Origin of the sequence: Candidatus Accumulibacter meliphilus (genome assembly GCF_036625345.1) — a bacterium.
GTDB lineage: Bacteria > Pseudomonadota > Gammaproteobacteria > Burkholderiales > Rhodocyclaceae > Accumulibacter > Accumulibacter meliphilus.
Map to the genome: position 1 here is coordinate 1 of NZ_JAZKTZ010000021.1, position 24,179 is coordinate 24,179.

The following is a 24,179-nucleotide window of genomic DNA, read 5'->3' on the forward strand; positions in this document are numbered from 1 at the left end:
AGGATGCGCAGGCCGCCGTGCACGGTCAAGCGTATCTCCCAACCCATGCGGCCCGGCAGCTGGTGTACCAGCGCTGCACCGGCGTTCATCAAGTCCCGTGTGCGTTCAACCTCGAAGGCGAGCAGCGCTGTCCATTCGGCGCTGCAGCGTCCCGCGGCTATCTGCGCCTCGCCGAGGCCGAAGCGTTCGAGGTCGCTCTGCGGCAGGTAGACGCGGCCCTTCTGCCAGTCGATGGCCACGTCCTGCCAGAAATTGATCAACTGCAGCGCCGTGCAGATACAGTCCGAGCGGCGCAGATTCTCTTCGCTGGCACGCCCGACGAGATGCACCAGCAGGCGGCCGACGGGATTCGCCGAGCGCCGACAGTAGTCGAGCAACTGCGCGTAATCGGCGTAGCGCTTGGTGACCACATCCTGCGCAAACGCATCCAGCAGGTCGCGAAACAAGGGCGTCGGCAGCTGCCATTCGGCGATGACCTCGGCCAGTTCGTTGAACGCTGGCCGGAGAGGTGCTGCGCCGCGTTCGATGCGTCCGATTTCTTCGCCATAGTCGGCGAGCCCTTGCAAACGTGCCGTGTCACTGGCGTCGCCTTCGTCGGCAATGTCGTCGGCGCCGCGCGCAAAACGATAGATGGCCTCTATGGGTCGGCGCAGGTGTCTGGGCAGCAGCAGCGAAGCGACCGGGAAATTTTCGTAGTGATCGACGGGCATCGGTAGCGGCTGGTGGGCAAGGCCGGTTGCGGTGAAGCGCTCAGCTTGAAGGGGTTCTCTCAGGCAACACGCAGGGAGTCAGGCGGTGGCTTTCTCTCCTGAACATCGGCTCGGGAGGGCAGTATAAATCGGCCATGGAAAGGAATCGCGGGAATTGTGGGAACCGTGGAAAGTGCCTGTTGTGCGGGGGGCCGCCCCCGGCACACGGGACGGGCTGGCTGGCGACGATTCCTGCTTTCACCGCCAGGCATTTTCCGCTACTGTGCTCAGCTCGCAAAACCCACCCCAGCAAGGAGTTACAAACGTGATCGGATACGTAACCATCGGTGTAAGAGACATGGACAAGGCCAAGGCGTTTTACAGCGAACTGCTCGCTGACCTGGGCGCCAAGGTGTTGATGGACATGGGTCGCATCGCCTTTCTCGGCAGCAGTATGGACGCCCCCATGCTCAGCATCTGCGTCCCCTACGATAAAAACGACCCTAGCCCCGGCAACGGTAACATGGTCGCCATCAATCCCGGCTCGAAGGAAAAAGTCGATGAGCTGTACCGCAAAGCAATCGCTCTGGGTGCCAGTTCCGAAGGCGAGCCCGGTCAGCGTGTTCCCAATGTGTTCTACGGCGCCTATATCCGCGATGCGGACGGCAACAAGATCGCTTTCTTCCAGTTCGGCTAAGGCCGATCGCAGGCCTGGGAAAGCCAGGTCTGCTCGATCGCTTCACTTCAAACGGCTGCTTGTTCGGATTCCATGCGTCGAGTTTGGGTCGTTTGTTGCCCGACGCCAACAAGAACTCAAGGGCAGGAGAGGGGCGGATAGCTTACCGTCACCAGGTCGCCGACCACTCTTCGATCTTGGCGGTCGCTACCGGCCGACTCCGGCCTGCCATCGCCGATGATCGCCTTGAGTGGCAGCATCGCCTTTTAGCAGCCTCGCTACAACTGCATGGCCACGCAAGCCGCGGTTCGACACAACGGTTCGACACAACGATGGGGTCGAACAAGGGTCGCCTCGTCCAGTGGCTCGCGTGACGTCGCTGCGGTGCGAATTGTCGTCGGACGTGGCCGGGCTGGTGGCGCTGGTTTGTGCGTGGCCGGCCGCTCGGCCACCTTGACTTGAATCCGGCCGTCGCCGGCGACAGCAAGCTCGCCACCGCCGGATCCTATCCTTCACCGCTTGTCGGCACTCGGAATTTCGAGCGGTGCCAGAATTCTGGTCGCGGCCATTGCGGCCAGGCTGCGAGCGCGGGTTGTGCATTGCCAGCTCATTCCGCCAGCGTCTTTCTGAAGCGCGACAGCGCGCCGGCGACGAACAGCACACCAAGCACCGCCGCCGCCGCGAAGTCACGCCAGACCACGTCGATGCCTGCGCCACGATAAAGGATAGCCTGCGAGAAACTGACGAAGTGGGTCGCGGGTGATATCTGCATTAGCACCTGCATTCCGGCCGGCATGCTGTCCAGGGGGGTATTGCCGCCGGAGAGCAGGTTCATGACGATATTTACGGTGAAGGCGAGCAAGGCGAATTGCGGCATCGAGCGCCCCAGCGTGGCGAGCAAGATGCCCAGCGAAGTAATCGAGAAAAGGTAGATCACCACGCCGGCGACGAACAGCGGAATGCTGCCCGCGATCGGCAGTTCCAGCAGCCATTGCACGATGACGCTGAGCGAAAGCGTCGCGGCCACGACGATGACCAGCCCGTTGGCCCAGACTTTGGCCGCCATCACCTCGGTCGGCGTCAACGGCATCACCAGCAGGTGCTCGATGGTGCCGTGCTCGCGTTCGCGGATGATCGCCGCACCGGTCAGGAACATCGCCAGCATGGTGATGCTGTTGATGATCTGCATCACCGCCATGAAGGACGCGGATTCCAGATTGGGATTGAACTTGGTGCGCATGACCAGATTGACCGCTGGCGGTACGCTCACCGCTCGCGCACCGGTGAGCGCCGCGACTTCCTGCATCACGATGCTCTGGATATAGCCGACACCGTGCCTGCCTGCGTCATGGCCGTGGCATCGGTGACGATCTGCATTTCCGGTTGGCGACCGCGCTTGATGTCGGCTTCAAATTGGGCGGAATGTCAATGACGAAGGTGAATTGCGCGCTATCCATGGCGCGGTCGATCTCATGCACCGCCAGCGTGCCCGGTTCCAGGAAATACGGCGCGCGCAGCACGTCGCGGATGCGCAGGGACAGCGCCGAGCGGTCTTCATCGACGATGCCGACCGACGCATTGATCATGCCGAAAGCGGCATTCTTGGCCGGCGTATACACACCGTAACTGAACGAATAGACGATCAGGAACACCAGGATCAGGTCACGGCGCAGGCTGAAGAGTTCCTTGATACCTAGTCGATAAACATTGTCGAGAAACTGTTTCACGCTCATTTCTCCTGCGTGGCGAGAAACAGGCGTGCCAGGGCGAGGTAGGCGACGATGATGGCGGCCAGCGCCAGCAGATTGTTCGACAGTTCGACAAAGCCCAGACTCTTGGTAAAGCTGCCCAGGCTGATCTGCTGAAAATAAGTGCTGGGAAAGACCAGGCCCATGCTGCGGGCGCTACCGGTCAGCGAGGACAGAGGCGTGAACATGCCGGAAAATTGCACCGCCGGCATCATGGTGAGAATGCCGGCGGCAAAGATCGCGGCCACCTGCGAAGTGACGAAGGTGGAGATGACCAGGCCGAAGCCGGTGGTGGCCACGACGTACAAGGCAGCCCCGGCCGCCAGAGTCAGCGCGCTGCCCTTGATCGGCACCTGGAACATGAACAGCGCCAGTGCCAGCAGGCAGACGAAGTTGATGAGGCCGATGGCGGCATAAGGCAACTGCTTACCGAGCAGGAACTCCAGTCCGGTAACCGGCGTCACGTAGAGATTGGTGATCGAGCCCATTTCCTTCTCGCGCACCACGCCCAGGGCCGTCATCATCGCCGGGCTGAACATCAGCAGCAGCATCATGATGCTCGGCACCATGGCATACACGCTGTCGAAAGTCGGGTTGTAGCGGAAGCGCGTCTCGACGCGAATCGGCAGTACGGCAGGCGCAGCGCCGGGCCGGGCCGCGAGTGTTACGTCCGCCGCTCTCCAGTAACTGACGGCGTCGCCTATCCCATGAACGGCGAGAGCGAAGGAAGGCGTGCTGCCTGAACGAGGCTGGGACGACGTGAACGAAAGATGGGCCGGGACACCTCTGTTATCGTGGGAAGTTATCAAGACAACCGAGATAGAAGAGAGCCCAGCCCATGCAGCGAATTGTAGCCGGCATCGACACGATCGAGCAGCATCTTGAGGCCGTCAGGCAAGCCCCCGAAGTGTATCGGCCGCCGTGCTGCCCGCATTGCGGGCTCAAGATCCTTTGGCCACACGGGCACTATGAGCGCAAGGCCGACCGACGAGCCGGGCAGGTTTCCCTCAACCCGATACCGATCTGCCGCTACCGTTGCTCTGGTTGTCGGCGCACCTGTTCACGTCTGCCGGCGTGCATCGCACCGCGCCGCTGGTATGACTGGTCGGTGCAGCAAGCCCACCTCGAACGGCAGTTGAGCGAACGCTCCGATCGGCGCCGTGCACTCGGCAGCCTGCCGGACCGGCGTACCGCCGGTCGCTGGTGGGACTGGCTACAGAAGAGCAGCCTGCTGTTCGAGTTTCACCTGCGCGCCCGCTGTGCCGAACTCGGGCGGGCCGCCGACTTCGGCGCTTTCTGGCGTCGGGTATTCGAATCCATGGGCCTGGTGCAAGCCATGACCCTCCTTGATCAAGAGCTGAACATCCCGTGATGTCCTGATCCTGAACGAGCGGCGGACAGGGCAGACCCCGCCCGGGCGGGGTCCCCACACAGTTTGCTCCTGTCATTATCCGGGTCCTTCTGGTTTGATCACCTCTCCGATTTATCACAAGGAGTGGTCATGAACCCGATTGATCCGAAAGCCCTGTTTCGCCTGTCCGTCCTGGGTCCGCTGATTAGCCGCGAGCGGCTGGAGCGGGGAGAACTGCAACAGATTCTGCGCGAGCTGGCCAGCCGCGAATACGCCATTCCCGGCACCCGTCGGCGGCATCTGAGCGAGAAGACGATTCAGGCCTGGTACTACGCCTGGCGCCTCCACAAGCTCGATGGGCTGACGCCCAAGGTACGCGCCGACCGCGGGCAATCGAAGCTCTCCGCCGCCACCCAGGCCGCCATTCTTGCCGCCAAGCGCGACAACCCGCGGCGCTCGCTGTGCCAGATTCGCCAATTGCTCGAAGCGGCCGGCACCGTCGCCCGTGGCGGCCTCGCCCGCTCGACCATTCACCGTCTGCTGCAGCAGCACGGTCTGTCACGAATCAGCGGCTCGGCCAGCCTGCCGGAAGAGAAACGCAGCTTTGTCGCCGCGACCGCGGGGGCGATCTGGTATGGCGACGTGATGCACGGCCCACGCGTCCCGATCGGCGGCAAACTCGCCAAGAGCTATCTCGTCTCACTGTTCGACGACGCTTCCCGGTTGCTCACGCACAGCGCCTTCTGCCCTGGCGAGACCGCTCTGGACATCGAAGGCGTGCTCAAGCAGGCGGTGCTCAGGCGCGGCATTCCGCTCAAGTTGGTCGTTGATAATGGCGCCGCCTATCGCGCCGAAACTTTGCAGGGGATCTGCGCCCGGCTGGGCATCCATCTCATTCACTGCCGGCCGTACGCGCCCGAGGGCAAGGGCAAATTGGAGCGCTGGCACCGTACCTGCCGCGATCAGTTTCTCAGCGAACTCGACGAGCGCCATATCGCCAGCCTGGACGATCTCAACGCGCGTTTGTGGGCTTGGCTCGAGCAGGTTTATCACCGCCGCCCGCATGCCAGTCTGGACGGCATCAGCCCTTTGGCACGTTACCAGCAGGACCTGTCCAGGATTCGCCCGCTCGGGCCGTTGGCGGCGAAGCTCGATCTCTTGTTCCGGCATCGCGTCAGCCGTCTGGTGCGCAAGGATGGCACGGTGTCGTATCACGGCAAACGCTTCGAGGTGCCGTTCGAGCTCTCCGGTCAAACGGTGTCTCTGGTGGTCGATCCGCATACCGAGGTAGTGATCGGCGTCGAGGACGAGGAAGGGAAAGCGATCGGCGCGGCGACGCCGCTCGATGCACTGGCCAACGCCACACGTCGGCGACGCCAGCCGGACCCGGCGAACACTGACCCAGCGCCCCCGACGAAGAGCGGCCCGAATCTGATCGAGCTGATCTATCAGCAATATTACGACTGCAAGGGGGAGTGAAATGGACTTGCAACACTTTGGTTTGCGGCATTCGCCGCTGGGCAAGGAAGCGGCCGAGTTGTGGGATGACGGTGCGCTGGGGCTGTTGGCGGAGCGCTTCGCCTGGTTGTTGCACTCGCCCGGAGTCGGCCTGATCACCGGCGAACCGGGAGTGGGCAAGACGGCCGCCTTGCGCCAGCTGACCCGCGGCCTGAATCCGCATCGCCACCTGGTGATCTATCAGGCGGAGACGGATTTCGGGCGGCTCGATATCTATCGCGGTCTGGCGCGCGCTCTGGGAGTGGAAGCGGGCTATCGGCGGGCGCAGCTGTGGCGCGATCTGAAGGAGCGCATCCTGCAACTGGTCGATGGCCGCCAGTTGGTGCCGGTATGGATCATCGACGAGGCGCAGAATCTGCCGCTGGAGTTCTTCCGCGATTTGCCGGCCTTTCTCAACTTCGCTTTTGATACACGCGATGTGATGTCGGTCTGGTTGATCGGCCATCCGGCACTGGCGCAAACACTGGAGCGGGCGCCGTATGCGGCGCTGGCCGGGCGCGTTCAGGTACGCGTGCAGCTCAAACCGGTGCTCGAACGCGAGCGCTTTGCGCAACTGATCCAGCACAGCCTGAAGAGCGCCGGTTGCACGCATACGCTGCTCAGCGATTCGGGTCTGGAGATCTTGCGGCAGGCCAGCAAGGGGCTACCGCGGCACGCCGGGAGAATTCTGCGCACGGCGATGCGCCTGGCGGTACCACGCGGCCTCAATCATCTGCCGGACGATCTCTTGCAGTTGGCGATCGAGGAATTGCGATGAGCCGCCGCTCTGCTCTCCCGTTGTTCCCCGATGGGCTCTCCGATGAAAGCGCGGCAGTGCTCAGTGAATTCCTTAACCAGCTCGCCGTCGCATGCGAAAGCCGTTACTTCGTACAGCTGCGCCGCTACCACCAGCGGCAGATGAATCTGTACGATCCCGAAGCCCCCTGGCGGACCACGCCGCTGCCGCCTCGGTAGCGCCTTCATCCCACGCTGCCGCCGGGATAGATGTTCCCGTCGCAGCGTGGGACTCGGCCAGCGTTTCAACCTCGAAAAGCTTGGGCCGAGGGCTCTAAATCAGCGCAGGACGTAACACGCGAGGAAGGCCTGGTGCGCCGCTTCGACATAGCCCTTGCTGGTTTCCGCGCGCGAGGGGTTGGCCCCGTCGACCCAGGCGCCGACCTCGGTCGGGCGGCCGCGTTGCAGGTCGGCGCCGAAGCCCGGCGGAATTTCCAGGGCCACTTTCAGTTTGCCGCTGCGCATCCGCGTTTCCAGGTCGGCGTAGTCGATGATCGCTGTCTGCTGGTCAAAATAGCGCGAACTGGCAAAGCTCTCGCGGTAGGCACGGCTCTGCGCGCTCTGATCGCGGTCGAGGGTGGCAAACGACAATTTCTCGATGTCGAAGGAAATGCCGTAGCCGAAGACGATCATCAACAGGATCGGACCGAACAGGGCAAAGGCCAGGCGGATCGGATCGCGCCTGACTTCCAGCGTCTCGCGGCGGGCGTAGGCCCATAGTCGGCGTAGGCTGAACCAGCCCGTGGCATGCGCAGGCCTTGCCGGCGCTTCCTGGCTCGCTACCAGCGGGGCCTCTTCAAGGACAGTCGGGTGCGATCCATCGGCTGAGTCCGCCGTCGCTTCTTCCAGGCGGGCGATGAAAGCCTGTTCCAGGTTTTCCACGCCCCGCGCCTGCACCAGTTCGTCCGGAGGACCCTGCGCCAGCACCCGCCCGGCATGCATCAGCGAAATGCGGTCGCAGCGCGCTGCCTCGTTCATGAAGTGCGTCGAGATGAAGATCGTCACGCCGTCATTGCGCGAGAGTTCGACGAGCAGTTGCCAGAATTCATCGCGGGCCACCGGGTCGACGCCGGAGGTCGGCTCGTCGAGAATCAGCATTTCCGGTTTGTGGATCACCGCCACGGCCAGTGACAGGCGCTGGCGTATGCCCAGAGGCAGGCTCTCCGGGCGCTGATCGACGAATGCGCCGAGATCGAAGCGTGCCACCATTTCCGTCACCCGTCCAGCGACCTGCATCTTGGGCAGCCCTGACGCATGACCCAGCCGAATCAGGCTCATTTGCCGGTAACGCCCGCTTTTGCGGTCGAGGCGGTCAAATTGCGGTTGGCTAGCGGCAAAGGACGGGTGGTGGAGTCAGCCAGGAGGATGCCGAAAGAATTTTTTGGACGGCGGTACGATCGCCAGGCGAGCCTTTCCGAACGCGGCGTACGCCGCGCTCGAGAGGATGTTTCGGGTACGCCTGTGTGAGGTCACTCAAGTTGAAGCAGGAATGGAGCGGCGAGGAGCGCGCGGATTCGTGCTGGGTCGAGCCAGGGGGCGGCGCAGGAGCTTCGAATGAAGGCGATGGCACCGCGCACGCCGAGTTGCTGATAGAGATCGCGTAGCTGTCGGGTGAAGCGTGCCAGGGTATTGAACACATGCGCCAGGCGCATGAGGAGGTGATAGCCTTTCATGGCATTCCAGTCGAGGGCAAAGGCATGCTCGTAGTGGTAGCCCTGATGTTTTTCGACGAGGAAGCCCGCTTCGATGCCCCAGCGGTGGCGGGCCCCGAGGTTGCAGCGCTCATGGACATTGTCTTGGCTGAGCGGTTGGCTGGAGAGCCAGGCGTGGCGCGATGTTTCGGTGACGGTCCTGGCCTGTTCATCGATCTTCTCCCAGCTTTCCTCACAGACCACCAGATTCAGCTTGAGACGCTGACGCCCGTTGGCAGCGAAGGCGTAGTCGATGTCGTTGACCCAGCTGAAGTGTTGTCGGCGTCTTCCCCAACCGCGCTGCACAACTTGTGGCTTCAGGGCGTGGAGCGCGCGGAACTCCTGCCAGACCGTGGACAAATCCTTGTCCTTGAGCACGATCATGAACTGCCAGTGGGCGCGCAAGCAGCGCCGCATCACCGGCCCGTTGGCGTAGAGGCCGTCGAGCAGGAGCAGGATCGGCAGGCGGGGGAACAGCGTCTTGAGCCGGTCGCTCAAGCGCACAAAGCCGCGCAGCTCGCAGTCCTGCTTTTGCGCTTCGGGTTCGCCCAGCGCGTGTTCGAGGAACTCGCTGAGCAGTGGGATGACCAGGCCGTTGTGGAAGGCAAAGCTGGCCTCGAGGACGTAGACGAAGTACTGGGTGTGACGGGTTTCGTCCTTGCCGACGGTACGTTGCAGGAGTTCCTCCGTCCAGAGGGTGTCGCCAGCGAGCTTCTGTGAGCCGTCGATGGCGATCGGATAGCAGTGGTCGATCAGATAGCGGCGAAAGTTCTTGCCGCGAATCAGCCGCCTCACCAGATCGACGTGGGCCTGTTCGAGCTGTTCAAGGTCAATGTCGCGCAACAGCCGAAACAGGGTGTCGGCGTGTGGCAGGGTATCGATCTCCGGGAACAGCAGGTGGAGGTTGGCCATGAACTGGGGACGGGATATTTCGCGGTTGGTCTCGCGCCGGGAGGAGAACTGAAAGACGAACATCAGCAAGCCGTAGAGCAGAAGCACGGTCAGCTTGTGCCGGCGCTTTTTGGGATCTCTCGGGTCGGGAATTTGTTCCAGTTGAGCGAGCAAGGCGGGCAGCTCTTTGCGCAGGAGGCGCATCTGTTTGCTCACGGCGTCCTCGCGGGCCTTTTGTTCCTCGTCGACGGTCGCGAAGGCCGAGCTTCTGTTGGGCAATGGAGCGGCTGAGTGGGGGACTTGTCCCGTTGCGCGCAGCTTCGCGTTCAGTACCTTCTCCTGCCGTTTCTTCTCTGAGCGCAGCTTCTTGATGGCCACGCGTGTCGGGCGACGGCAAGGTTTGCTCATGACCGCGGGCTCCCCGGCGCGGCACACAACGAGGCGCAAGCATCCGAGGTCAGCGCTTTGACCCACACCTGGCGGGGCGTGCTGTGATAGGACTGGCCAGGGCGGGCCAGCCCGCGCCCGCTGCTTGCCCCAAGCAACTGCCAACCGGCGGCACGGTAGCAGGTGCCGGCATAGTGACGCGGATCGACGAAGGTCTCCAGCAGCAGGGGCTCGAAGCCCCAGTGTTCGAGCCAGTCCGCGCGTGTGCGGCGCGCGAGTTGCCCGAGCACATGACTGGCCAGATGCGGCACCCGGACGTGCGGAAAGATCAGGAAGCGGCTGTTGTTCACCACCCGCGCCAGGTTCTCGCGGCGGGCCTGGGCCGTCCAGCCGATCCACTGATCGCGCACGGCCACCGCGCGGGCAGCACCGGACAGCAGGACGCAGCCCAGCCGCCGGTCGCCCGCCGTGATAAAGTAGCGCAGCCGGTAGCCGAAGGCCCCCTGGAAACCCAGCGGGTGCCAACGCGCCACCAGCGCATCCCACTGCGCCACCCGGGTCGCGTCGCGAACCACTTCCAGGGACACCGGCGCGAGCGCCGACAGGGCGCAGTGCACCGCCGGCTCGGCAACGGGGGCGACGGATGCCGAGGGCGGCGCGCAACGGCGCGGCGGCGAGGGCCTCAACGCAGGCAGTACCAGCAATCCGGCCGCCTGCAAACGCTCCAGGAAGTCCAGGCAGGCGCTGATCTTCGCCGTCCCCGTCAGGGTGGTCCAGCCCAGGTGCTCGCAGACCGTCGCCGCCAACTCCTTGCGTGCCAATCCCGGCAGCCACGCGACCGTCGCGCAGAGCTCGGCAATCTCCGTCGCGCTGAACACGCGACCACAGTGCACCCATTCCCCCGCACTCGTTGCAAGCATCGCAAAACCTCCGACTGAAGCGCAGATTGATTACGCTCCACCTATCCTGCCAGAAGTCCGCCCGGCTGTCTAGCCCTCTTGTGCGAAGGTTTTTTTTGCCTGCCCACCGCAACGCCTTGCCACTACTGGGCCGGCGTCGTCATGCTTCAGCGCTGCATCTTGGGCAGGTGAAACAGGCGGGCGTGCAGGTCGAGGTTCTGCCGCACCGTCAGTTCGCTGTACAGCGAAAAAGACTGTGACATATAGCCGACGCGCTTGCGCGTGGCCATGTCCTTGGTATCGACGGCGCGGCCGAATAGCAGCGCGCTGCCTTCGCTTGCCGGCAGAAGGCCGGTCAGCATCTTCATGGTGGTGGTCTTGCCGCAGCCGTTGGAACCGAGGAAGCCAAAAATCTCGCCACGCTCGATGCGAAAGCTCACATCGTCCACGGCCGTAAAACTGTCGAAACGCCGCGTCAGGTGGCGGGCCTCGATGGCTATGTCCTTGCCATCCGGTGCGCGCGGCGGAATGATCAGGCCGCGATGCTTGCCGCGCCTACCCTCTGGCAGCAAGGCGATGAAGGCTGCTTCCAGTGTCTCTGCACTGGCCTGCTGGCGGATTTCTTGCGGGCTGCCGGTGGCCAGTACCTTGCCGGCGTCCATCGCCACCAGCCAGTCAAAGCGTTCGGCTTCCTCCATGTAGGCGGTGGCGACCAGCACGCTCATGCCGGCGCGGCTACTACGGATATGCTCGACCAGTTCCCAGAACTGGCGCCGCGACAGCGGATCGACGCCGGTGGTCGGTTCATCGAGGATCAAGAGGTCAGGATCGTGAATCAGTGCGCAGCAAAGGCCGAGCTTTTGCTTCATGCCGCCGGAGAGCTTGCCGGCGGGTCTTTCGGCAAAGGGCAGCAGATTGGTTGCCGTCAGCAGTTCATGAATGCGTTTGTTGCGTTCCCCATGGCCATAACCGAACAGGCGGCCGACGAAATCGAGGTTCTCGAATACCGACAGGGTCGGATAGAGATTGCGCCCCAGGCCCTGCGGCATGTAGGCGATGCGTTGGCACACTGCGCTGCGGTGAACGGCGCTCGCCATGCTGCCGCCCAGCACCTCGACACCACCGCTTTGCAGCTTGCGCGAGCCCGACAGCAGGGCAAGAAGACTGGACTTGCCGACGCCGTCCGGGCCGATAAAGCCGACCATGCAGTCGGCCGGAATCTCCAGGTCGACGCCGTCGACGGCGAAAGTCTTGCCGTAGCGGTGGCTGACGCCGGCAAGCCGGGCAACCGGGGCTGCGGTCGCTACGCTGACCACTCAGGGCTCACTCGTCGGTGGGTCTGCCGGCACCCTTGAACGCAGATGTTCGGGCCAGGGCGTGGTCGAATCGAGGCGCACGAAAGCGACGCCGGGTAGACCGGTCTTGACCTGGGCTTCATGCTTCTTGAGCAGTTCGGGAGCGATCTGCAGCCTGACCTGGAACACCAGCTTCTGTCGTTCGCTGGCGGTTTCGACCGTCTTGGGCGTGAATTGGGCCTGCGCCGAAACGAAGGATACCGTGGCCGGGATGACGAATCCTGGCGCAGCGTCGAGAATCAGTCGCGCCTCGCCGCCGATCGCCAGCTTGCCGGCCACGGTTTCCGGCAGGTAAATGCGCATGTAGACCTCGGACAGATCGAGCAGCGAGAGCACCTTGCCGCCGGCCCCCAGCACTTCGCCCGCCTGGGCCAGCACATGCTGCACACGACCGTTGCGCGGCGCCGAGAGCTGGGCATCGGCGGCATCTGCTTCGATGCGTTGCAGTGTTGCCCGTGCCGCATCGATGCCGGACTGTGCCTCGACCAGTTGCGAGCGCGCCGCCGCGATCGCCGCGTCCGCTTCCACCACGCCCGACTGCGCGGCGACCAGCAGGGCGGCGGCGCTTTGCCGTTCGCTTTCATCGACATCGAGCTGTTGCGCGGAGTAGAACTTTTCCTCCACCAGCTGGCGCGTACGTTCGAGCTGTTTGCGGGCGAACGCCAGGTCGACACGGTGCTGCGCCACCACTGCCAGTGCGGTGGCGCGAGCGCTTTGCCGCTGGGCCACCACGGCTGCCGCCGAACTTTGGGCGCTTTGCGCCTGGCGCAGTTGCGCCTGCGCTTCGCGCACCTGGGCATCCAGCGCCACGGTGTCCATTCGCGCCAGAACCTGCCCGGCTTCGACAAAAGCGCCTTCGCTGACGAGTACATCGCTCAGACGCCCGGCGAACTTGGTGGCGAGGTCGATTTCCGTCGCCTCGATGCGGCCGTTGCCGGTAGCGAACTGGGGCGGCAGCGCGTCGGTGTCGTCGCGCCTGAGCATGTAGGCAGCGCCGATACCCAGCACGGCGGCAGCGATCGCTGCCCAGCCGAGTTTGGTGATTCTTCCGTCGCTTGTCTTGAACATGTCGATTTCTCCTGTTGGCGCGTGCGGAACAGGTTTCGATCAGAAATCGAAACCCGGTTCCAGCCCGGTGCAATAGAGGCGGGTGGTCATGGTGCCTCGAAAAGAGAATTGATCTGCTCCAGATCGCCTTCCCCGAGTGCGCCGACAGCCGCTTTCAAGCGCAGTTGGGCGAGCAGCGTATCGAAGCGGGTCCTGGCCAGATCCCGCCGGGTGACGTAGACCTGGTTCTCGGCGTTAAGCACATCGATGTTGATCCGCACGCCCACTTCGTAGCCCAGGCGGTTCGATTCCAACGAGCTGAGACTTGAGACCAGTGCGGCTTCCAGTGCGCGTACTCCCGCGAGACCGTTGACCACCCCCAGGTAGGATTGGCGGGCGCTGAGTGCGGCGCTGCGTTTCGCATTGTCCAGAGAGGCCGCTTCGGCGTCACGCCGGGCAATCGCTTCGCGGGTCTTCGAGTTGACCGCTCCGCCCTGAAAGATCGGGATGTTCAGCTGCAGGCCAATCTGCGAAGTCGTGTTGTCGATCGAGCCGACCCCAAACTGACCGGGACCGTTGTTCTGATTGTAGCTGGCGACCACGTCGACCGTCGGATAGTGATCAGCCCGGTTGATCTCTACAGCCTTGGCCGCTGCCTCGGTAGCTGCCTGCTGCGCCTGCACGACAAAACTGTCGCGTTCGGCGGCCTCCACCCATTGCTCCATGCTTGCCGGTTGCGGTGGCGCCATGATCGCTGTCGGTTTGAGCCGATTGAGTTCGCCGGGATCCGTGCCGATCAGCACGCGGAGTGCATAACGGTTCACTTCCAGCTCGTTCTCGGCAGCAATTTCCTCCGCTGTCGCCAGGTCGAAGCGCGACTGGGATTCGTAGGTGTCGGTGACCGTTGCAATGCCGACCTCGAAATTCTTTTTCGCCTGCTCAAGCTGCTGTGCGATGGCCGTCTTGTTGGCCTGCACCGCGCGCAGGTTCTCGACGGCGACAAGGACGTCGAAATACGCCTGGGCAACGCGCAGGATCAGGTCTTGCCCCGCCTGTGCGAAGTTGGCCTCGGTCTGTAGGACCAGCAGCTTCGACTGGTCGTACTGCACGAAATTCTGCCAACGGAACAGGGGCTGCGTCAGGCTGACCCCGTAGCTGTGGCTGTTGTACTTGTTGTGATACGAGTCGTTCAGGGCGCTTATGCTGCCCTTGTAGGTGCTGTCGTTCCAGTAGGTGTTGCCCGTGGCGGCAATGGTCGGCAAAAGGCCAGCCAGTGCCTGAGGCTGCTTCTCGCGTCCGGCAGCGGCGCTCGCGCGCGCCGCCGTGTACTGGGCATCGTACGCCAGCGCATAGCGATAGACCTGCAGCAGGTCGGTGGCGAACGCGGGCAGTGCAGAGAAGAGACCGGCCAGCAGCAGGCTGAGCCGTCCCGGGTGGAGTGCTCTAGACATATCGTTAACTCGCTTTCAGTACTGGCACGTCGGCCGGATCAAGGGGATGCGTTGGATGGCCCGCCCACTTGCTTGCCATCCAGGTGCCGAGATCGTCCAGGTAGGAATAGATGACCGGCACCACCAGCAGGGTGAGCAGGGTCGAGGTGATCAGCCCGCCAATGACCGCATGGGCCATCGGCGAGCGCTGCTCACCGCCTTCACCGAGGCCGAGGGCAAGCGGCAGCATCCCGAAGATCATCGCCACGGTGGTCATCAGGATCGGTCGCAGGCGGACGTTGCCTGCTTCGATGATCGCCTCGTAACGGCTCTTGCCGGCCTTGACCGCCTGGTTGATGAAATCGACCAGCAGGATGGTGTTCTTGGTCACCAGGCCCATCAGCATGATGAAACCGATGATCGAGAAAATGTTCAGCGTACTGCCGGCAATCAGCAGCGCCAGGAAGACGCCAATCAGTGAAAGAGGCAGCGAAGCCATGATCGCGATCGGTTGCAGGAAGCTGCCGAACTGCGACGCCAGGATCAGGTAGATGAAGATCACCGCCAGCGCCAGCGCGGCAGCGGCGTAACCGAGGGTTTCCTGCATGTCCTTGGTCGAACCGCCCATCACGAAGCGGTAGCCCGGTGGCAGGTCGATCTTTTCCAGAGCGACGCCCAGCTCCTTGCCCAAGTCACCCGCGGGTCGTCCGGAGGCGTTGGCCCCGACCAGGACTTCACGGCGCAAATCCTTGCGATTGATCTGCGATGCGCCGAGCGTCGGCGTGAAGGTGGCGATCTGGCGCATCGGCACCATCTGCGGACTGCCATTGCCATCGACCAGGGTGCTCGTCAGGTAGAGTTTGTCGAGATCGCTGACACTGGTGCGCGCCTCGCGCGGCAGGCGCACCGTAATGTCGTAGTTCTCACCGTCCGGCGCTTTCCAGGCCCCGGCCGTTTCACCCGCCACCAGCGGGCGCAAGGCATTGCCAATCTGTTCGATACCGACGCCAAGGTCACTGGCCAGTTCGCGGTTGATGTCCACCGCCAGCGTCGGCTTGGCGGCTTCGAGGCTGGAATCGATGTCTACCAGGCCGGGAATCGCCCGCATCGCCTTCATCACCGCCTGCGACAAGCGCTCCAGTTCTTCGATTTCCGCCCCCTGTATGCTCACCTGAATCGGCTTGCCGCCGCTCATTCCGCCGGGTGTGCCGACGCTGACCTCGATGCCTCCGATGCGGTTCAGGCGCTGGCGAATCGGTTCCTGCAGTTCCTTCTGGCTGCGCTTTCTTTCTTTGTGCGCGACGAGATGGACGTAGATCGTGGCCGCGTTCTTGCCGGTCGCGCTGCCACTATTCACGGTGGCATAGGAATACTCGACTTCCGGAAACTCGGCCAGCGCCGCCTGCACCTGCTGGGTCTTGGCGCGCGTGTATTCCAGCGACGAACCGACCGGCGTCTTGATTCCCACCTGCGCCTCGCCAAGATCCGCCTCCGGAACGAATTCGGAGCCGATCAACGGTACCAGTGCGAAGCTGCCGAAAAACACCGAGGCGGCCAGCGCCAGAACGGACTTGCGATGGCCCATGGCCCAGCGCAGCAAGGCTCCGTAAGCGACATGGGTCGCGTCAAGCACCTTGCCGTGCACCGCCAGAAGCCGGCCGAGGAGGCTCCGGCGCTTGCTTTCGGTCGCCGGCGGGTCGGCCCAGATGCTGGACAGCATCGGGTCGAGGGTAAAGCTGACGAAAAGCGAGAGCAGGACCGCCGCAGAAACGGTCATCCCGAACTGGAAGAAGAAACGCCCGATGATGCCGCCCATGAAGGCCACCGGCAGAAAGACGGCGACGATGGTGAAGGTGGTCGCCAAGACTGCGAGGCCGATTTCCCTGGTGCCTTCGAGCGCCGCCTGATGGTGACTCTTGCCCATCGCCAGATGACGAACGATGTTTTCACGAACGACGATGGCGTCATCGATGAGCATGCCGACGCTGAGTGACAGGGCCATCAGAGTCATCGTGTTCAAGGTATAGCCAGAGGCGTACATGGCCAGGAAAGTGCCGATCAGCGCGATCGGCAAGGTCAGGCCGGTGATCACCGTGCTGCGCCAGGAATTGAGAAAGAGGAAGACGATGGCGATGGTCAGCACTGCACCTTCGAGTAGCGTCGCCTTGACATCGGCGACCGAGTTGCTGATGCCCGTCGAGGCGTCGCGAACCACCTGCAGTTTCACGTCGGGCGGCAGGACGCTGCGCAGTTCGGCGACCATCTCGCGAACACCGTCGGCGACGGCAATCGTGTTGGCGCCCTGGACCTTGACGATGTCGAGGCTGAGCGCCGGTTTGCCATCGACCAGCGCCGCCGTCGTTTCTTCCTCCTGCCCGTCTTCGATGCGCGCGACCTGGTCGAGTCGTATCGGCGCCCCGCCGCGCTGCGCAACGATCAGGCTGCCGAACTGACGAGGCTCGACGATCCGCCCGCGCACCTTGACCAGCGTTTCCTCGCGACCGGTGTCGATACTACCCGCGGGCAGTTCCTGGTTTTCCCGGGTGATCGTTTCAAGAATCTTGTCCACCCCGACGCCGAGGGCACGCATCTGGTCCGGCTTGAGGTAGATCTTCACTTCGCGCATGACGCCACCGACCAGTGTTGCGCGGCCAACACCGCGGACGGTTTCGACGCGCTTGCGGATGATCTGGTTGGTCATGGTGGTCAGTTCGCGTAAATCGCGCGACGTCGAGTCCACAGCGAGCGAGATGATCGGCACATCGTCGGGGTTGTAGCGGGTGATTCTTGGTTCCTTGATTTCGCGGCGAAAGCCCGGGCGGACGAGCGCGACCTTGTCGCGAACATCCTGCGCGGCAACGGCCGGATCGGTCGTCAGGTCGAATTCGGCCACCACCTGCGAACTGCCCTCGTAGGAGCGCGAACTGACCGTCTTGATGCCGCTGACGGTGTTGACCGCTTCCTCGATTACTCGCGAGATGTCGGACTCCACGGTCTCCGGTGACGCGCCCGGATACTCGGTCTGGACGACGACAATCGGAAAGCTGACGTCCGGATACTGGTCGACGTTGAGACGCTGGTAGGAAAAGAGTCCGAGGACCAGCAGCGCCATCATCATCATGGTTGCAAAGACAGGATTGTTGATACTGACGCGGGTGATCCACATGTTGGTTTCTACCTGAAATTCTGTTGCTGATTCGGGAAAGCCGATTGCCGGCGTCTTGGTGTCGCAAGCGCGTCAATACCTCAAGGACGCGGCTCCGCTGACGCTACCGCTTCTGCTGCCGCCACCACGTGTACCGCTTGTCCGCTCTGCAGTCCGGCCAGATCGCCGACCACCACCCACGCGCCGGCGGCGAGGCCGGACTTGATTTCGATGACATCGCCGCTGGCATCACGCATGCCCAACTCCACCGCCTGCTTGACCAGCGTTCCCGACACGATGCGGAAGACCGTCGCCTGCCCTTCGTGTTGGCGAACAGCCGCGACTGGCACGACAATCGCCGAGACAGTGCTGGACACGTTCAAGACACCCTGGGCGAACATGCCGCCCTTGAGTTGCCCGTCGCCATTGGCGACCAACAGGTGCACCAGGATCGAGCGCGATCCCGGCTCCGTCGCCGGATTGATCCGATCGACCTTGCCGATAAAGACACGCTCACCGAATCCTTCGATCGACAGTTTTGCCGTTTGCCCCACCGTCACCCGCGGTATATCGCTCGCCGGAACAAGGGCTTCGACGTTCATCAGGGAAAGATCGTGCACAGCGAACAGCTTGGCGTTGACCGCGACCGCCATCCCCGGTTGAGCGATACGTTCAGCGACGACGCCGTCGATCGGCGAACGGATGACGGCTTCGGCCAGTGCCTTGCGTGCCTGCTCGACCTGCGCCCGCAGCGAAACCAGGGTCGCCTCGTTGATTTCGTAACTGTTCTGTACGTTGTCGAACGCGTTCTGCGAGATGAATTTCTTCTGCAACAGGGAAGCGTTGGCGTTGAGGTTCTTCTTGGCCTGGGCCAGTTGCGCCTGGCCGACCGCGAGTGCTCCGAGCTTGTCGCGCAGCTTGGCTTCGAGTTCAGTCGTATCCTGCCGGGCGAGAACCTGTCCGCGTCGCACCGGCTCGCCCTCACGCACGAGAACCTCCCGGATCTCGCCCGTCTGCTGCGACTGGATCTCGGTCTGGTTCAGCGCCTGAATCGTCCCGGTCAGAGGGATGGTTTGTTGCAGGTCCTGTGCCGTTGCTTCGGCGACATCGCGCGACAAAAGCTCGACCGCGGCCGGCACCGGAACGTCTGCCGGCGCAGCAAGCGACGGCGCGCCCGCCATACCGAGAACGTACAGCACCGCTGCGACACAAAGCACGACGGCTAGCGTGATGGCCAGCTTGCGGGTCGTGCTCGTCGTGCGACTGCTGCGGCTCGTGCGAGTGGCTCCCACCGAGCTCTGATCAGCCTCGGCGGCACCCGACAGCTTGCTTCTTGATGGGTCAGTATTCATGGATCTCTCTTTTTAGAAATAGCAGTCTTCTTGCGACCGGCGGTCACGTTTGAGCGAAAAAAGGGCGGGCGAAAAAGACGTCATGCCGGCAAGCGCCGATCCTGGTAGATCAGCCCGGCCAGGATGAAGTTGGTGATCTCGTCGCAGTACCGCGCCTGGTCGGGCTCGCCCAGATAACCACTCCAGATCAGCTGCACCGCACCCCAGAACGCCGATTGCGCCCCGAACAGCAGCATTCCGAGCGGTTTGCGCGGAAACAGGCCTTCCTCGACGCCGCGTGAGATGTTGGCGTGGATCGCCTCATTGGTCACCGCTTCGACGACCGCAAATTCATCTGCGAGTGCCGCCGGCAAACTTTGTCGAAACTCGGCGCGCCCACAGTAGAGCACCACGCGATGCAGTTCCTTGCCGGAAAGATGGGCCTCCCAGGCGAGCCGCGTCATCTCGCGAAAACGCGTCAATACGGGCAGCGAAGCATCGACCTGCTGGAGTTGCAAGGAGAGTCTGCGATGAAACTCGAGCGCGAGGCGCGCATAGATTTCATCCTTGCTCTCGAAGTGTTTGTAAATCGTTCCTTTGCCTACTTCGGCCTTTCTGGCGATCTCCTCGACCGTCACCAGCTCCCAGTCATCGCGCGTGAAAAGGCTCAAGGCCGCCGCGAGAATTTCGCTCTCGCGGCGATCGAACTCCCTCGCCCTTCGCTCTTGTATACCCATTGAACTCAACCAATAGAAACTGTGACTGGCGGTCACTATACGACTTATGTTATCTTCAGGCAAGTCTCGTGTTTGCGCCGCACTATAGCGGAGCACCCTCACCGCAATGCGGGAACGCCGACGACTATCGACAGCGACAGGGAAATTTCTTGCGGAAGGGCCGCATCCTCTCAACATGTCCAAATCTGCCACAAAGACTGCCGCAGCCTTCCGGACGGAACGTGTGACCAAGGTTTACGGCTCGGGTCCGTCAGCGGTTCACGCGCTTCGCGGCGTCGACCTTGAGCTTCCCAGCGGGGAACTGGTGGTCCTGCTCGGTGCGTCGGGCAGTGGCAAATCGACGCTGCTGAACATTCTCGGCGGGGTCGACCAGGCAAGCGATGGCACGGTGCACTTCTTCGACGACGATCTCACCGCCATGAGCGATGCCCAACTCACCCGCTATCGTCGGCGGCACGTGGGTTTCGTCTTCCAGTTCTACAACTTGATGCCCAGTCTGACTGCTCGCGAGAACGTCGAACTGGTGACGGAAATTGCCGACGATCCCCTCGATCCGTCCGAAGCGCTGGCACTCGTCGGCCTGCAGGAACGCATCGATCACTTTCCGGCGCAACTTTCGGGTGGCGAGCAACAGCGGGTGGCGATTGCCAGAGCGATCGCCAAGCGGCCGACAGTCCTCTTCTGCGACGAGCCAATCGGCGCGCTCGACAGCGCGACCGGGCGCGCCGTTCTGCGTGTGCTGCAGGACGTGAACCGCAATCTCCAGACCACGGTTCTGATCGTTACGCACGCGGCAGCGACAGCGGCGATGGCCGACCGCGTCGTCCATTTCTCCGACGGACGCATCCGCGAGATCGTCGTCAATGAGGCGAAGAAGTCGGCCGAGGAGATCGAGTGGTGATCGCCGACGTCTGTACATCATGAAGCCACTTGACCGCAAGCTGTTGCGAGACCTGTGGCGAGTCAAGGGGCAGGCATTGGCTATCGCCCTGGTCATCGCGGTCGGCGTCCTGATGCTGGTGATGATGGATGGCCTGGTGAATTCCCTGGAAGAGACGAAACGTGCCTACTACGAGCGTTATCGTTTCGCCGACGTTTTCGCACCGGTCAAGCGTGCGCCGGCGCACTTGCTCAAGGAGATGGCCGAGATCCCGGGGGTCGCCGCGGTTCAAGGTCGCGTGGTCGGCGGTGCCTTGATCGACCTGCCGGGAATCGCCGTGCCCATTCGCGCGCAAGCGGTGTCCTTGCCCGATGTCGGGACCCCGCGCCTCAACGATATCTACCTCGCCGAGGGGCGGCGCATCAATTCCGAGCACGATGATGAAATTCTCCTGCTCGAAGGTTTCGCCAAGGCGCACGCGCTGACTCCAGGAGATGAACTGTCGGCGACGATCAACGGCGTACGGCGCGTCTTCAGGATCGTCGGGCTTGCCCAGGCGCCGGAGTTTCTCTACGCGGTGGCGCCAGGCGAACTGGCGCCGGACGATGCGCGTTTCGCCGTCATCTGGATGAGCGAGACGGCGCTAGGCGCGGCTTACGATGTCAAGGGTGCGTTCAACGAAGCGCTGCTGTCGCTGACTCGCGACGCCGAATTGTCGGACGTCCTGGCCCGACTCGACCGGATGCTCAAGCCCTATGGCGGTCTCGGCGCCTATGGTCGTGCCGAGCAACTGTCGAACCGCTTCATCGGCGAAGAGATTAACGGCCTCAAGGTGTCGAGCAGGGCCGTACCGCCGGTCTTTCTCGCTGTTGCCGCTTTCCTGCTGTCGATCGTGATTTCGCGGATGATTCTGTCCGAGAGAGGACAGATCGGCCTGCTCAAGGCTTTCGGCTATTCGAACTGGAAAGTCGGCGCCCACTATGCGCGCTTCGTTCTGGCCATCGCCGTCGGCGGCGCTCTGCTGGGTTGCCTTTCCGGCGTCCTCGCAGGGCGCAGCCTGGCAGTGGTTTACCAGAGCTACTACAAGTTTCCGTTCCTGGTCTTCCAGGTCGCACCCGGCGCTTTCCTGGTTGGTGTCGTCGCCAGTGTGCTTGCCGCATCGGCTGGTGGCATCTTCGTCCTGAGAAAAGTCTTTGCGCTGACGCCAGCGGTGGCCATGAGCCCGCCGACGCCCCCCGACTACAGCCGAAGCGCACAGTTGGGAGAGCTGTTGACGGCCGTCCTCGACCAACCGAGCCGCATGGTCGTACGCCGCCTGACACGTGAACCGGGGCGGGCCGCGACGGCGGTACTGGGAATCGCCGCCGGCATGGCACTCTCGGTGGCGATGCTGAGCGTGATGAGCGGTTTCGACGAAACGGTGGAGCTTAGCTTCAGCGTCATTGACCGCAGCGATGTCACCGTCAGCTTCAACGAGCCGTTGTCCGACAAAGCGATTCTTGAGTTGCAACGAATGAAGGGGATTATCGAGGCCGAAGGCTTCCGTGTCGTACCTGCGGTCCTGCGAAACGGGCGCTACAGCTACCGCGGCGCGGTCAGCGGACTGGTCGCCGAGCCTCGCCTCAACCGGGTTGTCGACGCGGAAATGGCGGCCGTCTTCGTCCGCAGGGACGGGCTGATTCTGACCGCCGCACTCGCCAAGCTTCTGCATATCGAGGCTGGCGAGGTACTGTCTATCGAGGTCCGTGAGGGCCGTCGGCCTGTCCTCGAACTGCCGGTGGTTGGCGTTGCGCAAACCCTGCTTGGCGCCACCGCGTATATGGAAATAAGCGCGCTGAATCGGGTGTTGATGGAGCCGAACCGGGTTTCAGGCGCCTACCTGCGTATCGATGGGCAGCGAAGCGAAGCGCTCTATCGGCAGCTCAAGGACATGCCGGCAGTGGCCGGAGTCAGCCTGCGTAGCGAGGCGCGCGCCGCATTCAAGAAACTGCTCGACACCAGCGCGGGCGCCATTCGCTATGTCATGGCCGCAATCGCCGCGCTGATCACCTTTGGCATCGTCTATAACAGTGCGCGCATCGCCTTTGCAGAGCGTGCACGCGATCTGGCCAGCCTGCGCGTCATCGGCTTCACCAGGGGCGAGGCAGCATTCGTCCTGCTCGGTGAACTCGCGCTGATCACCTTCCTGGCCCTGCCCGTGGGTGCAGTGCTTGGCTACTACCTTTCCTTGCTGGTTGCCGAAGGCTTCAGTACCGATCTCTACCGGATTCCGGCGCTGGTGGTGCCGCAAAGCTATGGAATTGCCGCCATTGCCGTGCTCGTCGCGGCAGTGGCATCGGGCTGGCTGGTCAAGCGTGATGTCGACCGGATCGACATGGTATTCGCCCTCAAGACAAGGGAGTAAGTTCAGTCATGGCACAAAGAGCATCACGAACATCGATGATCGTTGGCGTGGTCACGCTGCTGGCGGTCGCACTCGCCTACGCTTTCTGGCCACGCGCGATCATGGTCGATATCGGCGAGGTGGCCCGCGCGCCGATGCTGGTCTCGATTGACGAAGAGGCCAAGACGCGTGTGCGCGACGCGTATGTGGTGTCGACGCCGGTCGCCGGACGACTTCTCCGGGTAGATATGGAGCCCGGCGACGTCGTGGAGAGCGGACGGACGACCATTGCCCGCATGTTGCCGGAGTTCCCGTCGGTCCTCGATGCCAGGACGCGTGAGCAGGCAACAGCCGCTGTGAAGTCGGCCGAGGCGTCATTACACATGGCACGCGCGGAGCGCAAGGAGATGCTCGCCGACAGGCAACTCGCCGAGATCGAGTTGCAGCGCGCACGCAAGTTGCGGGCCAGCGGAATGGTCTCGCAGGCGGCGCTCGACCTCGCCGAGCGTACGGCGGACGCAAGCAAGGCAGCGCTGGAAACGGCGCAAGCTTCCATCGCCATGCGCAGTGCCGAAATCGCCATTTCGCGCGCCCAGTTGATCGGCTTCAGCGGCAATGCGAAAACCCTTGCCGGAGCACCGACGGCGAGTAGCGCCATTCCGCTGGTCGCTCCCGTCTCGGGCAAAATCCTGCGCGTCATGCAGGAAAGCGAAGCCACGCTTGCCCCCGGCGTCCCGATCCTGGAGATCGGCGACATCTCGAACGATCTCGAAATCGTCGCCGAGCTACTTTCGAGCGATGCGGTCCAGGTCGCTGCCGGGAACCGGGTGATCATCGACAACTGGGGTGGATCATCACCTTTGAGCGGTATCGTCGAACGCGTCGAACCCTGGGGATTCACCAAGGTCTCCGCACTCGGTGTCGAAGAACAGCGGGTCAATGTGATCATCAAGTTCGGCAACGAAACGGAGCAGCGGAACAGTCTCGGCCATGGCTTTCGCGTAAACGTCCGGATCGTCGTCTGGGAGGACCCGAGCGCGCTGACCGTACCATCGAGCGCGCTCTTCCGTCACAACGGCGAATGGGCAGTGTTCACGGTCAGGGAGGGGCGCGCTCACTTGAAGACGGTTGCAGCGGGGCGCAACAATGGCTCGCTAGCCCCTGTTTAACCTACCCCAAAAAACCTCTTGCATAATCAATTGCTTGCAGGGCAAATGAATTTCTAATGGCACAACAAGCGCGTAATG

20 protein-coding genes and 2 pseudogenes are annotated in these 24,179 nt (G+C 62.9%); 8 read left to right on the forward strand and 14 right to left on the reverse strand.

The window, feature by feature from the left end:
- Positions 1-710, reverse strand: a 710-nt coding sequence (hpnC, locus tag V5B40_RS24210) for a squalene synthase HpnC (protein WP_332356946.1), incomplete at its 3' end; no start/stop codon positions are given.
- Between the two features lie 304 nt (positions 711-1,014).
- On the opposite strand from hpnC, the gene V5B40_RS24215 reads away from it, so the two are divergent.
- Positions 1,015-1,386, forward strand: coding sequence for a VOC family protein (locus tag V5B40_RS24215; protein ID WP_332356947.1), 372 nt, complete (start codon positions 1,015-1,017; stop codon positions 1,384-1,386).
- Positions 1,387-1,502: 116 nt separating this feature from the next.
- Here the strand turns inward: V5B40_RS24215 and V5B40_RS24220 are convergent, their stop codons facing one another.
- The 4 genes from V5B40_RS24220 to V5B40_RS24235 form a co-directional block, all read right to left on the reverse strand.
- On the reverse strand, positions 1,503-1,625 hold the full coding sequence (locus V5B40_RS24220) for a hypothetical protein (protein WP_332356948.1): 123 nt from the start codon (positions 1,623-1,625) through the stop codon (positions 1,503-1,505).
- Between the two features lie 347 nt (positions 1,626-1,972).
- Positions 1,973-2,671, reverse strand: a complete 699-nt coding sequence (locus tag V5B40_RS24225; RefSeq protein ID WP_332356972.1) for an ABC transporter permease — start codon at positions 2,669-2,671, stop codon at positions 1,973-1,975.
- Positions 2,672-2,711: 40 nt separating this feature from the next.
- Positions 2,712-3,092: a hypothetical protein gene (locus V5B40_RS24230; protein WP_332356949.1), complete on the reverse strand. Its 381-nt coding sequence runs from the start codon at positions 3,090-3,092 to the stop codon at positions 2,712-2,714.
- A 2-nt stretch (positions 3,093-3,094) separates the two neighbouring features.
- Positions 3,095-3,922, reverse strand: coding sequence for an ABC transporter permease (locus V5B40_RS24235; RefSeq protein WP_332356950.1), 828 nt, complete (start codon positions 3,920-3,922; stop codon positions 3,095-3,097).
- 29 nt (positions 3,923-3,951) lie between these two features.
- Between V5B40_RS24235 and V5B40_RS24240 the strand changes: the two genes are divergently transcribed.
- From V5B40_RS24240 to V5B40_RS24255, 4 genes are all read left to right on the forward strand, one after another.
- A complete protein-coding gene (locus tag V5B40_RS24240; RefSeq protein WP_332353731.1) occupies positions 3,952-4,485 on the forward strand; it encodes a DUF6431 domain-containing protein in 534 nt (177 codons plus the stop codon).
- 129 nt (positions 4,486-4,614) lie between these two features.
- Complete coding sequence (locus tag V5B40_RS24245) at positions 4,615-5,943, forward strand: DDE-type integrase/transposase/recombinase (protein WP_332353652.1); 1,329 nt, start codon at positions 4,615-4,617, stop codon at positions 5,941-5,943.
- A 1-nt stretch (position 5,944) separates the two neighbouring features.
- The gene (locus V5B40_RS24250) at positions 5,945-6,739 is read left to right on the forward strand and encodes an ExeA family protein (RefSeq protein ID WP_332353730.1); all 795 of its coding nucleotides are present in this window, start codon (positions 5,945-5,947) and stop codon (positions 6,737-6,739) included.
- Complete coding sequence (locus V5B40_RS24255; protein WP_332353729.1) at positions 6,736-6,936, forward strand: hypothetical protein; 201 nt, start codon at positions 6,736-6,738, stop codon at positions 6,934-6,936. The genes V5B40_RS24250 and V5B40_RS24255 overlap by 4 nt, the downstream gene beginning before the upstream one ends.
- Before the next feature lie 120 nt (positions 6,937-7,056).
- Here V5B40_RS24255 and V5B40_RS24260 read toward each other — a convergent pair.
- The 9 genes and pseudogenes from V5B40_RS24260 to V5B40_RS24300 all read right to left on the reverse strand — a co-directional run.
- A pseudogene (locus V5B40_RS24260) lies at positions 7,057-8,001 on the reverse strand (ABC transporter permease); the annotation flags it as partial.
- Between the two features lie 224 nt (positions 8,002-8,225).
- Positions 8,226-9,746, reverse strand: a complete 1,521-nt coding sequence (locus tag V5B40_RS24265; RefSeq protein WP_332352691.1) for a transposase family protein — start codon at positions 9,744-9,746, stop codon at positions 8,226-8,228.
- The gene (locus V5B40_RS24270; protein ID WP_332352692.1) at positions 9,743-10,645 is read right to left on the reverse strand and encodes a DUF4338 domain-containing protein; all 903 of its coding nucleotides are present in this window, start codon (positions 10,643-10,645) and stop codon (positions 9,743-9,745) included. The genes V5B40_RS24265 and V5B40_RS24270 overlap by 4 nt, the downstream gene beginning before the upstream one ends.
- 161 nt (positions 10,646-10,806) lie before the next feature.
- Positions 10,807-11,940: pseudogene (locus tag V5B40_RS24275) on the reverse strand (ATP-binding cassette domain-containing protein); the annotation flags it as partial.
- On the reverse strand, positions 11,941-13,047 hold the full coding sequence (locus V5B40_RS24280) for an HlyD family secretion protein (RefSeq protein ID WP_332356951.1): 1,107 nt from the start codon (positions 13,045-13,047) through the stop codon (positions 11,941-11,943).
- Positions 13,048-13,133: 86 nt separating this feature from the next.
- Positions 13,134-14,477, reverse strand: a complete 1,344-nt coding sequence (locus tag V5B40_RS24285; protein WP_332356952.1) for a TolC family outer membrane protein — start codon at positions 14,475-14,477, stop codon at positions 13,134-13,136.
- Positions 14,478-14,481: 4 nt separating this feature from the next.
- Positions 14,482-17,622, reverse strand: a complete 3,141-nt coding sequence (locus V5B40_RS24290; protein WP_332356953.1) for an efflux RND transporter permease subunit — start codon at positions 17,620-17,622, stop codon at positions 14,482-14,484.
- Between the two features lie 80 nt (positions 17,623-17,702).
- Positions 17,703-18,953 (reverse strand): efflux RND transporter periplasmic adaptor subunit, encoded by a 1,251-nt coding sequence (locus V5B40_RS24295; protein ID WP_332356954.1) that lies wholly within the window; start codon positions 18,951-18,953, stop codon positions 17,703-17,705.
- Positions 18,954-19,033: 80 nt separating this feature from the next.
- Positions 19,034-19,669: a TetR/AcrR family transcriptional regulator gene (locus V5B40_RS24300; RefSeq protein ID WP_332356955.1), complete on the reverse strand. Its 636-nt coding sequence runs from the start codon at positions 19,667-19,669 to the stop codon at positions 19,034-19,036.
- A gap of 175 nt (positions 19,670-19,844) precedes the next feature.
- Between V5B40_RS24300 and V5B40_RS24305 the strand changes: the two genes are divergently transcribed.
- From V5B40_RS24305 to V5B40_RS24315, 3 genes are read left to right on the forward strand one after another with little or no spacing between them, the layout of a single operon-like run.
- Positions 19,845-20,570, forward strand: a complete 726-nt coding sequence (locus V5B40_RS24305; RefSeq protein WP_332356956.1) for an ABC transporter ATP-binding protein — start codon at positions 19,845-19,847, stop codon at positions 20,568-20,570.
- A gap of 19 nt (positions 20,571-20,589) precedes the next feature.
- Complete coding sequence (locus V5B40_RS24310) at positions 20,590-22,953, forward strand: FtsX-like permease family protein (RefSeq protein WP_332356957.1); 2,364 nt, start codon at positions 20,590-20,592, stop codon at positions 22,951-22,953.
- An 8-nt stretch (positions 22,954-22,961) separates the two neighbouring features.
- Positions 22,962-24,101, forward strand: a complete 1,140-nt coding sequence (locus V5B40_RS24315; protein WP_332356958.1) for an efflux RND transporter periplasmic adaptor subunit — start codon at positions 22,962-22,964, stop codon at positions 24,099-24,101.
- Positions 24,102-24,179: the final 78 nt, after the last annotated feature.

Coding starts and splice junctions, on each gene's coding strand:
- V5B40_RS24265 (WP_332352691.1), bottom strand. CDS start 9,746: ATGAGCAAACCTTGCCGTCGCCCGACACGCGTGGCCATCAAGAAGCTG.
- V5B40_RS24220 (WP_332356948.1), bottom strand. CDS start 1,625: ATGCTGCCACTCAAGGCGATCATCGGCGATGGCAGGCCGGAGTCGGCC.
- V5B40_RS24290 (WP_332356953.1), bottom strand. CDS start 17,622: ATGTGGATCACCCGCGTCAGTATCAACAATCCTGTCTTTGCAACCATG.
- V5B40_RS24245 (WP_332353652.1), top strand. CDS start 4,615: ATGAACCCGATTGATCCGAAAGCCCTGTTTCGCCTGTCCGTCCTGGGT.
- V5B40_RS24300 (WP_332356955.1), bottom strand. CDS start 19,669: ATGGGTATACAAGAGCGAAGGGCGAGGGAGTTCGATCGCCGCGAGAGC.
- V5B40_RS24250 (WP_332353730.1), top strand. CDS start 5,945: ATGGACTTGCAACACTTTGGTTTGCGGCATTCGCCGCTGGGCAAGGAA.
- V5B40_RS24295 (WP_332356954.1), bottom strand. CDS start 18,953: ATGAATACTGACCCATCAAGAAGCAAGCTGTCGGGTGCCGCCGAGGCT.
- V5B40_RS24315 (WP_332356958.1), top strand. CDS start 22,962: ATGGCACAAAGAGCATCACGAACATCGATGATCGTTGGCGTGGTCACG.
- V5B40_RS24240 (WP_332353731.1), top strand. CDS start 3,952: ATGCAGCGAATTGTAGCCGGCATCGACACGATCGAGCAGCATCTTGAG.
- V5B40_RS24285 (WP_332356952.1), bottom strand. CDS start 14,477: ATGTCTAGAGCACTCCACCCGGGACGGCTCAGCCTGCTGCTGGCCGGT.
- V5B40_RS24280 (WP_332356951.1), bottom strand. CDS start 13,047: ATGTTCAAGACAAGCGACGGAAGAATCACCAAACTCGGCTGGGCAGCG.
- V5B40_RS24255 (WP_332353729.1), top strand. CDS start 6,736: ATGAGCCGCCGCTCTGCTCTCCCGTTGTTCCCCGATGGGCTCTCCGAT.
- V5B40_RS24305 (WP_332356956.1), top strand. CDS start 19,845: ATGTCCAAATCTGCCACAAAGACTGCCGCAGCCTTCCGGACGGAACGT.
- V5B40_RS24225 (WP_332356972.1), bottom strand. CDS start 2,671: ATGCAGGAAGTCGCGGCGCTCACCGGTGCGCGAGCGGTGAGCGTACCG.
- V5B40_RS24310 (WP_332356957.1), top strand. CDS start 20,590: ATGAAGCCACTTGACCGCAAGCTGTTGCGAGACCTGTGGCGAGTCAAG.
- V5B40_RS24270 (WP_332352692.1), bottom strand. CDS start 10,645: ATGCTTGCAACGAGTGCGGGGGAATGGGTGCACTGTGGTCGCGTGTTC.